The following is a 16649-nucleotide window of genomic DNA, read 5'->3' on the forward strand; positions in this document are numbered from 1 at the left end:
ATCTCTACCCATCTGTATGCCTGACCCGTCAATTTTCTCATTCCTAGCATCAGCCGCCGGAGCTGTCTCCACGGAAGGCCTCAAGGCCCCGCCGCTCAACTTCATCGACTGGTCGATCCTCCTGATCTATTTGGCCTTCGTCATCGGCATTGGTTTCGCGCTCAAGAAGTATACCAAGAGCGCTGAGGATTTCTTTCTCTCGGGCCGTTCGATCCCGGGTTGGGTGACAGGTCTCGCATTCATTTCCGCGAACCTTGGCGCGCAGGAGCTGATCGGCATGGCCGCCTCCGGTGCGGAATACGGCATCATGACATCCCATTTCTACTGGGTGGGCGCGATCCCGGCCATGGTCTTCATCGGCATCTTCATGATGCCGATGTATTACGGCTCCAAGGCGAAGTCGGTGCCTGAATACCTCAAGATGCGTTACAACGAGCCGACCCGGGTTTTCAACTCGGTGTCCTTCGCGTTCATGACCGTGGCTTCCTCGGGTATCTCCATGCACGCCCTGGCGGATCTACTCCACGCGTTGCTGGGCTGGAACTACTATGCCTCGCTCGTCATCACTTCCGCCATCGTCCTGGCCTACGTGCTCAAGGGTGGTCTCAGCTCCGCGATCTACACGGAAGTGCTCCAGTTTTTCATGATCGTCTTCGGTATCGCCCCTCTCGCCTACATCGCCCTCAAGGACGTCGGTGGTTGGAGCGGCCTCGTCGCCAAGCTTCAATCTTCGCCACAAGGTCAGGGAGCTCTTCATTCTTGGGCGGAAACCGCCGGAACGGCGAACCCGATGGGTGTGCCTTGGTATGGCATCCTGCTGGGTCTTGGTTTCGTGCTTTCCTTCGGCTACTGGTGCACGAACTTCGCGGAAGTCCAGCGCGCCCTTGCTGCGAACTCGATGGGGGCCGCCCGTCGGACGCCGATCATCGGTGCCATCCCTAAAATGCTTTTCCCCGCGATCGTCATTCTTCCCGGCATGATCGCCTACGGTCTTACCAGCGACACCGTCGCCGGTGGCTACTCCATTCCGATCAAGCCCGACGGCGCGCTGAACTACAACCAGGTGCTGCCTTCGATGATCTTCCATTACTTCCCGAACGGCTTGCTGGGTCTCGCGATCACCGCGTTGATGGCTTCCTTCATGTCCGGCATGGCGGCGAACGTCACCGCGTTCAACACCGTCTGGACCTATGACCTCTACAAGACCATCAATCCGAACAAGACGGACCGCGATCTTCTCGCCATGGGCAAATACGCCACGGTCTTCGGCATCGTGGCAGCGATGGGCTTCGCGTTGTTCGCCTCCAAATATAACAACATCATGTCCGTTCTCCAACTGGTGTTCGGTTTCGTGAACGCTCCGTTGTTCGCCACGTTCCTTCTTGGCATGTTCACCCGCCGTTCCAACGGAACAGGATCTTTCTGGGGTCTTGTGGTGGGCACCTCCACCGCGGTTCTCTTCCACGGCTTCAGCTTCGCCACCGGAAACGCTCTTGGCTCCAAGGGGGGCTGGCTTACCTTCCTCGGATTGCCTGCCGACTCGCTCGTGCAGTTCCCCAAGGAAATGTCCCAGACCTTCTGGGTGGCCATCGTGGCTTTCCTCTCCACCTTCGTCGTCAACCTCGCGCTTTCGATGGTCACAAAGCGCACCAAGACCGACGAGGAACTCCAAGGCCTTGTTTACTCGCTCACGCCCAAGTTCAAGGATGAGAATGATTCCTGGATCATGCGTCCTGCGGTGCTCGGAACGATCGTTTTCGTGGTTTCTCTCATCCTGAACATCATCTTCTGGTAAATACCAACCCACCCACACCATGGACCTTCGTCTTCCTATCGGCTACGTTTTCACGATTTACGGCGTGATCCTCGGCATCTACGGCATCGTCACCAAATCGAATGTCGAGATGTACTCGAAATCACTCGGCATGAACGTGAACCTCATCTGGGGTGTCGTGATGCTCGTGTTCGGCCTCGTCATGCTATACTTCGCGAAGAAGGGTAAGAAAATCTGACCCCGCGATAGTCACCCATCTAAATCCCAACGCCCCGTTCATTGGCTTGAACGGGGCGTTTCTTTCTCAGACCCTCGCGTTCATGAAAATCACCTGCTACACCGGCGGCTTCGTCCAGACCAACGGCTACCTCATCGAAACACCGGATGGCAATCTCCTGATCGACGCGCCGGAAGGCATCACGGAATGGATCAGCGCGCGAGGTGTGCGGGTGGATGGCGTGTTGCTGACCCACCAGCACTACGATCACGTCACGGATGCTGCCGCACTCAAAACTCTCGGACTGAAGCTGCATGCCTTCGCCGGATATTCCCAGGATCTCACTCTGGAATCCGCCGCTCGGGGATGGGGACTGCCGATCTCGGTGGTGCCTTACGAGATCGATGAAATTTTCGATATGGAGAAGGTGTTGGAGATCGCCGGGCTGGAAATCGAACTCGCCCACGTACCGGGTCATTCGACGGACAGCGTGACCTTGTATCTGAAGGACCACGGCGTGTTGTTCTCCGGCGACACGTTGTTCGCCGGTTCGGTCGGGCGGACGGATCTGCCGGGTGGCAGCACGCGGCAGTTGATGACCGGCATTGCGAAGCACTTGATGACCCTGCCTCCCGAGACGCGGGTCTGGCCGGGACACGGGCCCGGAACAACCATCGCTCGCGAAAAAGTCGAAAATCCTTATTTGGAGTAGGGGAACCGGTCTTTCTCTGATGGAGCACGTTCGTTCTGAACGCTGCCAACTGGGAGACATCCGGCCCCTTGGACGGAATTTAGCGGACCGAATGTCCGGTGCAAGTAGTCGCCGGATGACGGCGTGTTTGCCCCCGTGATCCTTACGGTCGCTCCGGTTGCCGCTCCGGGGTTTCCTCGTTCACAGTAATGGCGGTGGTGCCATTTCCGGCGGTGGCGGCATTCCCCAGTCCGGGGATCACCCGGCGCACCAGTTTCACCAAACCGGACTCGGCAGCATCCACCTCCTGTTCGCCCTGGCGCATCGCCTTCTCCCATGCGGGAGCGAATCCCGGCGCCTGCTCGCGCATGGCGCGGATGGCGATGTCGTAAACGTGAAGCAGACGCTGCTCGGCCCGGCCGGGTTTCTGTTGAAGCGCCGCGTTGTTCACCCGCAGGGTTTCGTTCTGCGCCCGGAGACTTTCGAGTTCGGCCTGGAGGGACTGGTTGCCGGTGGCGTTGATCTTGAGCTGGGTATTGAGATGGCCCTGGAGATCCTTCATTTCCGTCTCCACGCGTTTGAGCTCGCGCGTGATGTTCCGGCGCGTGCTGAAGCCGGATTTCCAGATGAATGTGGCGACCAGAAGCCCGAGGAGCAGGCCCCAGGTGAACTGTTGTTCGAGAATTTGGCGTAAAGTTTCCATAAGGTGTGTTGAAATCGGTATTGGACTGGGCGCGGACTTCGAGAGGGATGTTGAAGCCGGTTGTTTTCAGGCTGCCTGCAGGTCTGTGGTCAGATCCGGAGCAAATTTGCTATAAAAGAACGAAGCGAATCGGGATATTTGTCTCGCGGGAACCGTCGGATACGTCGGCAAAACCACATTTTTTTGCGGGTTCGGTGAATTTGTCGGGTGCGCCGGACAACGGTGGATCCGGATGCCGGCGGTCAGCAGAAAAGTGGCATCCACGTCTCTCATGCGCTTGAGGGCATCAGACAACAGGGGATCCCCATCGTCAAGGTTCGCCGATGTCTTCATTCCAGAGGTCCGGACGCGCGGCGATGAATCCGGCCATCAGCTCGACGCACTCCGGAGAATTCACGATCTCCAGTTCCACGCCCCGGGATCTCAGGTGCTCCTCGTCGCCCATGAAAGTGATATTTTCGCCGATGACGACCTTGGGGATGCCATAGAGCAGGATGGCACCGCTGCACATCGGGCAAGGGGAGAGCGTGGTGTAGATGATCGATTCCCGGTAGATTTCCGCGCCCAGACGGCCGGCGTTTTCCAGCGCATCCATCTCGCCATGCAGGGTGGTGCTGCCTTTCTGGACACGGCGGTTGTGTCCGCGTCCGATGATTTTCCCGTTGTGGACGAGGACGCTGCCGATAGGGATGCCTCCCTCGGCGAGTCCGAGCCGCGCCTCATCAAGTGCCGCTTGCATGAATGAATCCATGCGCTTTGATAATGCAGATGGCAGGCCGCCGCGAACGTAATTTTCCGATCCGGCACAAGCATTGCCATATGATCACACCATCCACAAGAAATGCCAAAAGTCCGACTCGCAGGAACCGTCCGCGGAGAAAAGGATCCCAATCGGGAAGTCCGCGCCCGTTTGCTCTACAGCCTCTTCAGCAAAGGCTGGGATATTTACAACTCGAACGGCGACCAGCGGATCTCCCTGTCAAACATCGAGCGGAAGATCATCGAGTCGGACGCCTTCGTCTTCACCCCCGGGGCCACGCTGGAGGATTTGTTCAAGGCGGTGTCCATCTTCGTCGGGTATCAAACGCTGGACGTCAACCTCGCGGGCAAAGCCACCGTGCTGCTCAATTCCGACGGCTCCTGGAGCCGCCTTTTTTCCCTCCTCAAGCATCTCAACTCCCTCGGGACGGTGAAGCAAAACCACGAGGACTATCTGCTGCTGGCCGGGTCGCCTGAAGAAGTTCTCGAGATTCTGGAGAACACCCGCCGCAATGGTGTGCCGGTCGTCGGCCGTGAGAAAATCGGCACCAACACCGTCACCTCCTTCGAGACACCGTTGCCGGAAAACCACGAGGGCAACGTGTGTGTTTTCTGTTCCGCTTCGATCGAGGACCCGGCGTATCTGAATGATGGTTACGAGTTCGGAAAACAGCTCGCGGAAAGCAACATGGGCTGCGTTTCAGGTGCGGGCAGCTCCGGCATCATGGGCGAGGTGGTGCGAGGTTCGGTGGATGCGGGCGGCTGGACGGGCGGTTCGAATGTCCCGCACATCATCGAGCTCGAGGGCCTGCCCATCGGACTTTCCAGTTTCTGGCTGAAGCCGGACATCTACACCCGGATGGAAGTCATGATCGAGAATTCGGACGCGTTCGTCATTTTCCCCGGAGGTTCCGGGACCGTTCAGGAAATGCTGGCGCTGATGATTTTCAAGCAACAGGGAAACCCCACCATGGCAGGGAAGCCCGTCATTATTTTCAACCGCAAGGACGCCACCGGGAAATCCTTCTGGACACCGCTCATCGAAATGCTCGGCACCTTGTGCGACGGCGAGTTCGTCGTCGTGGAGGAACTGGCGGACATCATCCCGACGGTAAGAAAGCTGGTGGCACCCAAGGTGGCCCTGGCGTGAGCGGAGTGTGATCGTCGGACGGCCGCCTACGGGGATGGGGGGCACCAGATTGGCTGCGACCATCCGGGCATTGTCGCGTCCCTGTGCCCCGCGCGTTCGATCTCACTCATTCAATTTGATTCTGCTTTGTGAGAACTTAAGGCGGATATCCTCGCTGACTTGCTCCAGACTGCGACCATCCAAAAGGATGTCAACGTGCTTGAACGGCGTTTGCTCGCTGTAAATCTTTCCTTGGCCATCCGGTGAAGCGGGGGGGCTCGGCGGTGTGAATCCTTGTGGGTAGCTGAACCGGGCGCCTTCCAGTTGCCTCACTCCGGGAAGTTTCATGAATTCATCCATGTCCTTGCGATAAGTGTCGAAGGCGGCCTGATATTCGTTCCACTTCCCGATCTCCCCCTTGACGGCGTCCATAAAGCGGATCCAGCGCCGCCCTTGGGTGGGTGGTTCCGCATCAAGGAAGTTGAAGTAATAGACAAGCAATGCGGACTGTTCGTAGAGTTCCCGTTGGCGGTCACTATTGCCGCCGGAATAGAAGCGGCTGCTTTGTTTGTCCCACTCGGAGCGGGTCATTCTGAACAAGGTGTCCAGGTCGGGGAATTCAACCTTTGTTCCCTTGATCCTGGGGCGTGCGAGATAGTCAACCAGTCCTTTCCTGTGATCCCCGGAGCGGAAGGTGCCTGTTTTGTAAGGAAGCATTCCGGTTAGTTCCGCAGTGCCTTCGACGGCCCATTTGGGAAGGAACGGCAGATACTCATCCATCATCTGGTGTGTGATTTCATGAACCAGCGTGTCATTGTCGAAATCCTTGTCGCGGGTGTAGCTTTCGCCGACTTTCCTGATGCCGAGGCTTTCGAACGGGATGCGGAATGTCTTGTCTTTGGACATATAGACCCCACCGGAGTTCGAGGGGCCTCCGGCGCGTTCATAGTCTTCCCGCTTGGGATAGAGAGCGGCGAGAAAACGTTCCCGGCCCGCTGGCGGACGGCACGTGATGCCCCACGGCAGGGCGTCAATAAGCCGTTTCGTCGCTTCGAACGTACGGGGGATTTCTTTGGTCAGGGCGGGGAGGAGATTCGCGGAGCAGGTGAACTCGAATGACGGGCTGCGGTAAATGAAGAATTCCGCGGTTTTTTCAATGGTGACTTTTTCCAGCTCGGAGTTCGGAATGGTCACGAGGTCGGGCCAGATCCGCTGTTCGGCAGGCGTTACCGATTCCGGTGGGATTGAAATTTCCGGTTGGATTTTGATGAAAGCCTGATCCTCCGCAGAAAGTGTGGCGATGGGTACCGAGACAACTTTTCCGCTCCCGAGCCGGAGTGAGACGGAGATGCCGTCGTGGGACGTCATTTCAGCCTCGACTGTTTTACCTTGAGCGTTTGTCCAGGAGCGGGCTGAGACCGATGATTGGGTCGAGATTGCGAGCGCAAACACGATGAGAATGATTTTCATGCAGGGAAGGGACGATTGTTTCATGAAAGAGGCTGCTTGATTTCTAATGATTCATTCAGTCGAGGCAACAGGCGAATCGTGTTACTCCCTTGCCAGCGGAGGAATTCCTTCGTTAGGTTCTGCCACCGTGAAAGTTGGAATCCTCGTCAATCCTCTCAAAAACGACTCGCTTTCCACGCTTCACGCGTTGAGGAAATCCCTTGAAGCCCGCGGTTGCACCACCGTGCTCGATGTGGATGCGGCGAGGCATGCGGGGGAGACCGGCGGTATCCCGGCGGACGAGTTCTCGTCCAGCGTGGACGTCGCCGCCGTGCTCGGTGGTGATGGAACGATGCTGAACGCGCTTTCCAAGCTGGGGAATTTTGAAAAACCCGTCGCGGGCATCAATATCGGAACGCTCGGATTCCTAACCAGTTGCACGGACGACGAGCTGGATGTTTTTGCATCGGCCGTCTCGGAAAACCGGTATATGACCAGCGTGCGCATGCTGTTGGAAGCAACGGTCCACCGGCAGGGAAGATCTTCGGAATCGTTCACCGCCCTCAACGAAATCACCCTGGCGCGTGGCGACACGGGGCGTCTCGTCTCCTTGCGTGCCCAGGTGAACGGAGAACTGCTCAACGACTATCGGGCGGACGGCCTCATCGTCGCCACACCCACCGGCTCCACGGCCTACTCGCTTTCCGCAGGTGGGCCGCTGATCGCGCCCAGCGCGGGGGTTTTCGTCATCACCCCCATCTGCCCGCACAGTCTCAGCCAGCGCTCGCTGGTGCTTTCGGACGATTCGACCGTCGAATTGTCGTCGCAGGATGCCGAGTGCGGTCCGATGATTTTCACCGTGGACGGTCGGGACAACATCCACATCGAACCGGGAGATCGCATCGAGGTGAAAAAGTCGCCCCGATCCTTCCTCCTGCTGCGTCTCGAAGGGCGGTCGTTTTACGGCGCCCTGCGGCAGAAGCTGCATTGGCAGGGCGTTTGAGCGGGTGTCCGGCGGGGAGGAATGTGGCTGTCCGGGATGGATTCTTGAATCTCCCGCTTGCCACAGGCGGTGATCTCCATACCCTTGGCCACGAATTCACATGAAAATCTGGCTCGACGGCAAACTAGTAGATGAATCTGAAGCGAAGGTATCGGTTTTTGACCACGGCCTTCTCTACGGGGATGGGGTTTTTGAAGGCATCCGCATTTATAACGGGCGCGTCTTCCGGCTGGAAGAGCACATCAAGCGGTTGTTCGACTCGGCAAAGGCGATCATCCTGAACCTGCCTTGGACGCAGGAGGAAGTGGTGCGATACACGGTCGACACCGTTGCGGCCAACGGCCTCAAGGACGGCTACATCCGTCTTGTCATCACGCGCGGGGCGGGGGAACTGGGCCTGAATCCCTACCTTTGCCCGAAGCCGTCGATGTTCATCATCGCTTCGACGATCAAGCTGTATCCGGACGAGACCTACAAGAACGGTCTCGCGATCATCACCTGCGCCACCCGCCGTCCGGCACCCGCCGCGCTGATGCCACAGGTGAAGTCGCTGAACTACCTGAACAACATCATGGCGAAGGTGGAGGCCATCCAGGCGAACGCGCTGGAAGCCGTCATGCTCAACGAGCAGGGCTACGTGGCCGAATGCACGGGCGACAACCTGTTCCTCATCAAGGACGGCAAGCTGCTCACCCCACTGATCTGCGATGGCGCCTTGGACGGAATCACCCGTGCGGTCATCATCGAGCTGGCGGAAAAACTCGGCGTTCCTTTCAAGGAGTGCTCGTTGACACGCTATGATATATTCACCGCAGATGAATGTTTCCTCACCGGCACCGCGGCGGAAGTCATTCCGGTGGTCGCGCTCGACCGCCGTGTCATCGGCACCGGCAAGCCCGGTCCGTTCACCGCCCGGTTCCTCGAAGCATTCCACGAACTCGCGACCAGCACCGGCACACCCGTTGCTTGAAGCGACCCACCCAGCACCCGCCAATGAAGTGTGATTTCTGCGAAAAAAAGGCCACCGTCTTCCTGACACAGCTCGTCGATGGACAGATGAAAAAGGTTTGCCTTTGCGACAACTGCGCGAAGGAGCGCGGAGTCACGGACCCGACCGGATTTTCCCTGGCCGACCTCCTGCTCGGCGGTCTGCCGGGTGGTCCGGGCACGGTGGCGGGCCACCCTTCACCCGGTGTGCCCGGGAATGGCAAGCAATGCGCCACCTGCACTTTCACATTGGATGACTTGAAACGCGTGCGGCGTTTCGGATGCAGCGATTGTTATGCGACCTTCGGTGACGAGGTGGCCCAGATGATCCGCGGCATGCACAAGGGCACCTCGCACGTCGGGAAAGTTCCCGAGGGGCTGATGGCGATCCAGTTCCGCAACCAACGCATCGAGGAACTCCGGTCGCGGCTCGACCAGGCGATCGCCTCCGAGAGCTATGAAGAAGCCGCCGGCATCCGCGATGAGATCCGGAACCTGGATGAGGTGAAACATTGAAAATCAAACGACCATGATGCGCTTCAACACCCTTATCAAGCACCCCGCCGACTGGATGACAGGCGGGCAGGGCGAGCACGGAGCCGTGATCACCTCGCGTATCCGGCTGGCGAGGAATCTCCGCCGCCACCCGTTCCCGGGCTGGGCGAAGCGTGACCAGCGCGCCGCCGCCCTCGATCTCATGCGTCCGGCCGTGGAGGCCCTGCCTGCGATGAAAGGAGCTTTTTCGCACGAACTCGGCGATCTCACCTCCGTCCAGAAGCAGGTTCTGGTCGAGCGGCACCTCATTTCCCGTGAACATGCCGCCCGGGGCGACGGCTCGGCGGCCGTCATCGAACGCAGGCAGACGTTCAGCCTGATGCTCAATGAGGAAGATCACCTGCGCATGCAGGCCATTCGTCCGGGATTGCAGCTTACGGCGGCTTTCAGCGCGCTTTCCGAACTGGACACCAATTTGGAGGAGTCTCTCGAATTCGCTTTCGACCCGACCTTGGGCTATCTCACCACCTGCCCGACGAATCTCGGCACCGGCCTGCGCGCGTCGGCCATGCTCCATCTGCCCGGTCTCGTGCTCAGCGACCAGATCGGCCAGGTCCTGCAGGCGGTGAACAAGATCGGCCTGGCTGTCCGCGGCCTGTATGGAGAAGGGACCGAATCCCTCGGCAATCTCTACCAGATTTCCAATCAATCCACGCTCGGCGAGAGCGAGGAGACGATCATCCGCCGTCTCGAGCGCGTCATTTCCCAAGTCGCGAATCACGAACAAAACGCCCGGGAAAAACTGCTGGAGGACGATCCGGAGATGGTTTCCGATAAAATCGGCCGGGCCTACGGCGTGCTCCGCTATGCCCATATCATTGACTCCAAAGAGGCTCTCAACCACCTCTCCCTGCTCCGGTTGGGTGGGACCCTCGGTTATTTTCCCACGAAAACGGTGATGCTGTGTGACTCGTTGCTGATGGACATCCAGCCCGCACACCTTCAACTGCACTCCGGGCGGAAGCTTTCACCGGAAGAAAGAGACTCGATTCGGGCAGAAATCGTACGCTCCCGTTTGCAATCTCTTGAAACTCCTGATAATCGTATGTCATCAAATGACGACAAAAATTTTTCTGACACACCCAACCCCAACCCCGGCGACGCATGAATAACTTCACTCCACGCGCTCAACAAGTTCTCGCTCTCGCCCGTAAGGAGGCGGATCGGTTCAACCACTCCTATGTCGGCACGGAGCACCTGCTTCTCGGCCTGATCAAGCTTGGTCAGGGTGTCGCGGTCAACGTTCTCGAACGCATGGGCCTCGAGCTCGAAGCCGTCCGCATGGAGGTGGAGAAGGAGGTCGGCTCCGGCCCTCCCCAGAAGTCAGCGGGAAACATTCCATACACTCCTCGTGTGAAGAAAGTCCTCGCCCTTGCCAACAAGGAGGCGAAGGCTCTCAACCATTCCTATGTGGGAACCGAGCATTTGTTGCTCGGACTCCTGCGGGAAGGCGAGGGAGTGGCGGCCCGCGTGCTGAAACGGCTCGATGTGGACATACAACGCACTCGCAACGAGATTCTTGCGGAGATTGATCCGAATTTTTCACCTGACGATCAGGACGACGAGGACGATGACGATGAGGATATCGAAGACAGCGATGGTCCGTTCGAAGAGGAGGGGCAGGCCCAGCCGACCAATTCGGAGGGTGAGGCCAAGTCGAAGACTCCCGCTCTCAAGGCATTTGGCCGCGATCTCACCAAGGTCGCCCGCGAAGGTGGGTTGGACCCGGTGATCGGTCGTGAGAGCGAAATCGAGCGCGTCATCCAGATCCTCTGCCGCCGGACGAAAAACAATCCCGTCCTCATCGGCGAAGCCGGCGTGGGCAAGACCGCCATTGTCGAGGGTCTGGCTCAGGAAATCGCCACAGGCAATGTGCCGGAAATCCTCCGCGACAAAAAGGTCATCACCCTCGACCTCGCCCTGATGGTCGCCGGCACGAAATACCGCGGTCAGTTCGAAGAGCGGATCAAGGCGGTCATGGACGAGATCCGGAAGGTCAAAAACGTCATTCTTTTCATCGACGAACTCCACACCATCGTCGGTGCGGGGTCGGCGGAAGGAGCGATGGATGCGTCCAACATCATCAAGCCCGCCCTCAGCCGTGCCGAGTTGCAGTGCGTCGGCGCGACGACCCTGAACGAGTACCGCAAGTACATCGAGAAGGACTCCGCGTTGGAACGCCGTTTCCAACAAGTGAAGGTGGACGAACCCTCCGTGGATGACGCCATCAAGATCCTCAGCGGTCTTCAGGAAAAGTATGAGACCCACCACAAGGCCAAGTTCACGCCTGAGGCCATCGAGGCGGCGGTGAAGCTGACCTCGCGTTACCTGACCGCCCGTTTCTTGCCGGACAAGGCCATCGACGTGCTCGACGAGGCGGGTGCCCGCGCCCGCATCGGCACCATGACACGTCCACCGTCCATCAAAGAGCTGGAAGGGGCCATCGAACAGATCAACCGCGACAAGGTCGCCGCCATCGCCGAGCAAAACTTCGAAAAAGCCGCCGCCCTGCGCGACGACGAGAAGCACGCGAAGAAGAATCTGGAGGATACGATCAAGAACTGGCGCGCCTCGTCGGAGGAGACCATCGTCACCGTCACCGATGACGATATCATGGCCGTGGTCGCCAAGTGGACCGGTGTGCCTCTCCGCCGCATGGAGGAGAAGGAAGCCGAGAAGCTTCTCAAGATGGAGGAAGAGCTCAAGGGACGGGTCATCGGTCAGGACGAGGCCGTCGTCGCCATCTCCAAGGCCCTGCGCCGTTCCCGCGCGGATCTCAAGGACCCGCGCCGTCCGATCGGTTCCTTCCTGTTCCTCGGACCCACCGGTGTCGGCAAGACCTATCTGGCGCGGAATCTCGCGGAGTTCATGTTCGGCGATCCGGATTCCCTCATCCAGATCGACATGTCGGAATACATGGAGAAATTCACGGCCAGCCGTCTCATCGGTTCGCCTCCGGGCTATGTGGGCTATGAGGAAGGCGGCCAGCTTTCCGAAGCGGTGCGCCGCCGTCCTTACTCCGTCGTGCTGTTCGACGAGGTGGAGAAGGCCCATCCGGACGTGATGAACCTGCTGCTCCAGATTCTGGAAGAAGGCACTGTGACCGACTCGCTCGGCCGCAAGATCGACTTCCGGAACACCATCATCATCATGACCTCCAACGTCGGGGCTTCCACCATCAAACGCCAGACCACCCTTGGTTTCGGCGCGATGGCGGCGGACGATGCCGATCAGGAAGGCATGAAGGAAAAGATCATCGAAGAGTCCAAGCGTTACTTCAAACCGGAGTTCCTGAACCGTCTCGATGGTTTGGTGGTCTTCCACATGTTGGAGAAGAAGGACCTCAACCAGATCGTCGATCTCGAGGTCTCGAAACTCGTCAAGCGTCTCAAGGAAAAGGAAATCGACCTCACGCTCACCGCCGAGGCCCGCGATCTTCTTTCGATAAAAGGCTTCGATCCGGCCTACGGGGCACGCCCCATGCGCCGCGCCGTCGAGCGATTCCTCGAGGATCCGCTCGCCGAGGCGCTGCTGCGTGGTGACGTGAAGCCGAAAGATACGGTCAATGTCATCAAGAAACCGGACAGCGATGAACTCGACTTCGTCTCCACCCGGCCCGAGCCGGAGGAAGAGGTCAGCGGAGTCGCATGACCGGGATTCCCTGACAGCATCCAATCACAAAAAGCCCCGCTCGCGAGCGGGGCTTTTTCATTTCACCGTTCCGGTAACCGGAAGCAGGTATTGGGAATCAAGGGGAAAGCCTGTCGATCGTCCATTGACCGTTCTTCAATTGATACAGGAAGCGGTCATGCAGGCGCGCGGGGCCGCCCTGCCAGAATTCGATGCTCCGCGGCTTCAGGAGATACCCTCCCCAGTGTGGAGGCAGGGGAATTTCACCATCCTGGAACTTCTCCCTGATTTCCGCGAGTTGTTGCGTGAGAACATCCCGGGACGCGATGACCTCGCTCTGGTTGGACACCCACGCACCGATCTGCGATTCCCGCGGACGGGAGGAGAAATACCGTTGGGATTCCTCGCGACCGACCTTTTCCACCTCACCCTGGACAATGATCTGCCTCTCCAGCGTGAGCCATGGGAAGAGCAGGCAAACCTGTTGATTCTTCTCCATTTGAGCCGCCTTGCGACTCTGGTAGTTCGTGAAAAATGTGAACCCGCGGGAATCGACATTTTTCAGGAGCAACGTGCGCTGGAATGGCATTCCGTTTTCATCGACCGTCGCGACCGTCATCGCGTTCGGCTCGTGGACACCGAATTCGATGGCCTGTGCGAACCAGTTTGAAAATTGAGCGATCGGATCGGCATCCAGTTCCGCCCGTTTCAGGCCGCGGTCGGAATACTCTTTACGGAAATCAGCAAGGTCCATGGGGAAAATCTAAAGCGATGCGGGGAGGGTGTGCAAGGGCGGTGGCGGGAAGGGGATCATCAAAGTCCCAGTTCCATCTTCACTGACTTGAACGCCTCCACCGCGCGTTCCAGTTCTTCCCGGCTATGTGCGGCGCTGATCTGGGTGCGGATGCGGGCCTTGCCCTGGGGGACGACCGGATAGCTGAAACCGATCACATAAACGCCCCGTTCCAGCATGGCATCGGCAAACCGGGTGGCGAGGGCGGCGTCGCCCAGCATGACCGGGACGATGGCGTGCTCCCCGGGAGCGAGGTTGAATCCGGCCTCCGTCATGGCCTCCCGGAAATACCGGGTGTTTTCCTCCAGCTTGTCCCGCAGGGCGGTCGATTCCTTGAGGATGTCCAGAGCCTTCAAGGATGCGCCGGCGATGGTGGGCGCGAGGGTGTTGCTGAACAAGTAAGGACGCGAGCGCTGGCGGAGGAGTTCGATGATTTCACGGCGGCCGCTGGTGTAGCCCCCGCTGGCACCTCCAAGCGCCTTGCCGAGGGTTCCGGTGATGATGTCGATGCGGTCCATGACGCCGCAATGCTCGTGGGTGCCGCGGCCATGGCCGCCCATGAATCCGACGGCATGCGAATCGTCCACCATGACAAGGGCGTTGTATCGATCCGCCAGATCACAGATCTCTTTCAGCGGGGCGATGAAGCCATCCATCGAGAAGATGCCGTCGGTGACGATGAGCTTGTATCTCGCGCCCTTCGCATCCGCGGCGATCAATTGCGCCTCGAGATCCGCCATGTCGCGGTTTTTATAACGGAAGCGCATGGACTTGCTGAGCCGCACGCCGTCGATGATCGAGGCATGGTTGAGTTCGTCGCTGATGATGGCGTCCTCGGCACCGAGCAGGGTTTCGAAGAGGCCTCCGTTTGCATCGAAACAAGATCCATAGAGAATGGTGTCCTCGGTGCCGAGGAAGTCGCTGAGGCTGTTTTCCAACTGTTTGTGAACTCCCTGGGTGCCGCAGATGAACCGGACGCTGGCGCAGCCATAGCCCCATGCGTCAAGCGCCTCATGCGCGGCCTGTTTGATCGCGGGGTGTTGGGCGAGGCCGAGGTAATTGTTCGCGCACATGTTCAGCACCGGTTGCCCGCTGGTGGTCTCCACCATCGCTCCTTGCGGAGTGGTCAGGGTGCGTTCGCTCTTGTAAGTGCCCGCGCCACGGATGGCGTCCAACTGTTCGTTGAGATGGGATTGGAAAGCGCTGTAGGATTTCATGATGTTCAAAAGTGGGTGTGTGGGATTGTTGTCGGATCAATCGAAGACGGTCCAATCGAGGACCACCTTGCCGCTCATTCCGGTGTTCATGACTTCGAAGCCTTTTTCAAACTCATCCGCGCCGAAGCGGTGGGTGATCACCGGCTTGATGTCCAGGCCGCACTCCAGCATGACGCTCATGTGGTACCAGGTCTCATACATTTCCCTGCCGTAGATCCCCTTGATGGTGAGCATGTTGAAAATGATCTTGTTCCAGTCCATGCTGATCGGTGTGGCCGGGATGCCGAGCATCGCGATCTTGCCGCCGTGGCACATGTTGTCGATCATGCTGTTGAACGCGGAGGCATTGCCGCTCATTTCGAGTCCCACGTCGAAACCCTCCCTGATGCCGAGCTGCTTCTGGACGTCCTGGATACTGCCATGCGTGACATTCAGCGCCACGTCCGCTCCGAGTTTTTTCGCGAGGTCGAGACGGTAGTCGTTCACATCGGTGATCACCACGTGCCTGGCGCCCGCATGTTTCGCGATTCCGGCTGCCATCACACCGATGGGTCCCGCCCCCGTGATGAGCACATCCTCCCCCAACAGGCCGAACGACAGCGCGGTGTGCATCGCATTTCCGAACGGATCGAAAATGGAGGCCACTTCGAGATCCACGCCCTTGGTGTGGTGCCACACGTTTGTCATCGGAACACTGACGTATTCGGCGAAGGCTCCGGTGCGGTTCACCCCGATGCCGACGGTGTCCTTGCACAGGTGGCGGCGGCCGGCGAGACAGTTGCGACATCGGCCGCAGACGACGTGTCCTTCCGCGCTGACGATTTCTCCGGGATGGAAATCATTCACGTTCGATCCGGCGGCCACGACCTCTCCGACGAACTCGTGGCCAACCACCATGGGAACGGGAATGGTCTTCTGTGCCCATGCGTCCCAGTTGTAGATATGGAGATCGGTTCCGCAGATGCCCGTTTTAAGAACCTTGATGAGGACGTCGTTGATTCCGATGTCCGGTTCGGGTACATCCTGCAACCACAGGCCGGGTTCTGATCTGGCTTTAACCAAGGCTTTCATCGTTATTTGATTTCAGAGTGAATGAGGGTAGGGAGATGCGGTACCGGATCGCGCCAAGACGCAACAGAATGGCCGAGGATATGGAAATCCATATCGCGAGATGGTCTCCAAGCGGGCCACGCAGCAGGGTGTAGATCAACCCTCCGAAGAATGCCGCCGTTGCATAGAAGTAGGTGTGCTTCTGGAACACCAGGGGCACGCGGCCCAGCAACGTGTCACGCAGGATTCCTCCCGCCACGCCGGTGATCACTCCGAGAGCGATGCATACCGGAGGCGCGAAGCCCAGGCCCATTCCCTTGCGGGTGCCCGCGACGGCGAAGAAACAGAGGGCCAGCGCGTCAGCCACCTGGAAAAGGGTTTGCGGAGGCTCCCACCAGCGGCAGATGAAAAAGGCGACCAAGGCCACGGTGCAGACGGTATAAAAAATTCCGGGGGCCAGCAGCCATGCCACCGCGCCATCTCCCGCCAGCATGTCCCTCACCGAACCGCCCCCGAGCGCGGTCACCACCGCCAGCACCAGGACCCCGAAAAGATCGAGACCTTTTTCCCGTGCCGCAAGGACGCCGGAAAGCGCGGAAACTGATACACCGAAGTGGTCTAGGAACGTGGAGAGCATCGCGACTTCCAACATACTGGATTTGATTCCAACAAGCTGGCAAGCGTAAATTCCG

The 16649-nt window shown here is 58.9% G+C and carries 16 protein-coding genes; 9 read left to right on the plus strand and 7 right to left on the minus strand.

Annotated elements, in window-relative coordinates; all coding sequences use genetic code 11:
- Positions 1-16: 16 nt before the first annotated feature.
- The 3 genes from JIN84_RS18475 (at position 17) to JIN84_RS18485 (ending at position 2703) form a co-directional block, all read left to right on the plus strand.
- A complete protein-coding gene (locus tag JIN84_RS18475) occupies positions 17-1795 on the plus strand; it encodes a sodium:solute symporter family protein (RefSeq protein WP_200352547.1) in 1779 nt (592 codons plus the stop codon).
- Between the two features lie 19 nt (positions 1796-1814).
- Positions 1815-2012, plus strand: coding sequence for a hypothetical protein (locus JIN84_RS18480; RefSeq protein WP_200352548.1), 198 nt, complete (start codon positions 1815-1817; stop codon positions 2010-2012).
- Positions 2013-2094: 82 nt separating this feature from the next.
- Complete coding sequence (locus JIN84_RS18485) at positions 2095-2703, plus strand: MBL fold metallo-hydrolase (protein ID WP_200352549.1); 609 nt, start codon at positions 2095-2097, stop codon at positions 2701-2703.
- A gap of 142 nt (positions 2704-2845) precedes the next feature.
- On the opposite strand, the gene JIN84_RS18490 is transcribed toward JIN84_RS18485, so the two are convergent.
- Together JIN84_RS18490 and JIN84_RS18495 are read right to left on the minus strand one after the other, a co-directional pair.
- Entirely contained in the window at positions 2846-3385 is a 540-nt protein-coding gene (locus JIN84_RS18490; protein WP_200352550.1) for a hypothetical protein, read from the minus strand.
- A gap of 310 nt (positions 3386-3695) precedes the next feature.
- Positions 3696-4136: a nucleoside deaminase gene (locus tag JIN84_RS18495; RefSeq protein WP_200352551.1), complete on the minus strand. Its 441-nt coding sequence runs from the start codon at positions 4134-4136 to the stop codon at positions 3696-3698.
- 90 nt (positions 4137-4226) lie between these two features.
- Between JIN84_RS18495 and JIN84_RS18500 the strand changes: the two genes are divergently transcribed.
- Positions 4227-5294 (plus strand): LOG family protein, encoded by a 1068-nt coding sequence (locus tag JIN84_RS18500; RefSeq protein ID WP_200352552.1) that lies wholly within the window; start codon positions 4227-4229, stop codon positions 5292-5294.
- A 102-nt stretch (positions 5295-5396) separates the two neighbouring features.
- On the opposite strand, the gene JIN84_RS18505 is transcribed toward JIN84_RS18500, so the two are convergent.
- Positions 5397-6743 carry a hypothetical protein gene (locus JIN84_RS18505; RefSeq protein WP_200352553.1) on the minus strand — a complete coding sequence of 449 codons (1347 nt, stop codon included), beginning with the start codon at positions 6741-6743 and terminating at the stop codon, positions 5397-5399.
- 127 nt (positions 6744-6870) lie between these two features.
- Between JIN84_RS18505 and JIN84_RS18510 the strand changes: the two genes are divergently transcribed.
- From JIN84_RS18510 to JIN84_RS18530, 5 genes are all read left to right on the plus strand, one after another.
- Positions 6871-7725 (plus strand): NAD(+)/NADH kinase, encoded by an 855-nt coding sequence (locus JIN84_RS18510; protein WP_200352554.1) that lies wholly within the window; start codon positions 6871-6873, stop codon positions 7723-7725.
- A gap of 100 nt (positions 7726-7825) precedes the next feature.
- A complete protein-coding gene (gene ilvE, locus JIN84_RS18515) occupies positions 7826-8695 on the plus strand; it encodes a branched-chain-amino-acid transaminase (RefSeq protein WP_200352555.1) in 870 nt (289 codons plus the stop codon).
- A gap of 23 nt (positions 8696-8718) precedes the next feature.
- Positions 8719-9228: a UvrB/UvrC motif-containing protein gene (locus JIN84_RS18520; protein ID WP_200352556.1), complete on the plus strand. Its 510-nt coding sequence runs from the start codon at positions 8719-8721 to the stop codon at positions 9226-9228.
- 13 nt (positions 9229-9241) lie between these two features.
- Complete coding sequence (locus tag JIN84_RS18525) at positions 9242-10375, plus strand: protein arginine kinase (RefSeq protein WP_234043561.1); 1134 nt, start codon at positions 9242-9244, stop codon at positions 10373-10375.
- Complete coding sequence (locus tag JIN84_RS18530) at positions 10372-12918, plus strand: ATP-dependent Clp protease ATP-binding subunit (RefSeq protein WP_200352557.1); 2547 nt, start codon at positions 10372-10374, stop codon at positions 12916-12918. Before JIN84_RS18525 ends, JIN84_RS18530 begins: the two co-directional genes overlap by 4 nt.
- Positions 12919-13015: 97 nt before the next feature.
- Here JIN84_RS18530 and pdxH read toward each other — a convergent pair whose 3' ends face one another.
- From pdxH to JIN84_RS18550, 4 genes are read right to left on the minus strand one after another with little or no spacing between them, the layout of a single operon-like run.
- Entirely contained in the window at positions 13016-13651 is a 636-nt protein-coding gene (gene pdxH, locus JIN84_RS18535; RefSeq protein ID WP_200352558.1) for a pyridoxamine 5'-phosphate oxidase, read from the minus strand.
- Between the two features lie 59 nt (positions 13652-13710).
- Positions 13711-14907, minus strand: a complete 1197-nt coding sequence (locus JIN84_RS18540) for a glycine C-acetyltransferase (protein ID WP_200352559.1) — start codon at positions 14905-14907, stop codon at positions 13711-13713.
- 36 nt (positions 14908-14943) lie between these two features.
- The gene (gene tdh / locus JIN84_RS18545) at positions 14944-15978 is read right to left on the minus strand and encodes an L-threonine 3-dehydrogenase (protein ID WP_200352560.1); all 1035 of its coding nucleotides are present in this window, start codon (positions 15976-15978) and stop codon (positions 14944-14946) included.
- Positions 15962-16609: a trimeric intracellular cation channel family protein gene (locus tag JIN84_RS18550; protein ID WP_200352561.1), complete on the minus strand. Its 648-nt coding sequence runs from the start codon at positions 16607-16609 to the stop codon at positions 15962-15964. Before JIN84_RS18550 ends, tdh begins: the two co-directional genes overlap by 17 nt.
- Positions 16610-16649: the final 40 nt, after the last annotated feature.

This window comes from Luteolibacter yonseiensis, from assembly GCF_016595465.1.
In the GTDB taxonomy this organism is placed as follows: domain Bacteria; phylum Verrucomicrobiota; class Verrucomicrobiia; order Verrucomicrobiales; family Akkermansiaceae; genus Luteolibacter; species Luteolibacter yonseiensis.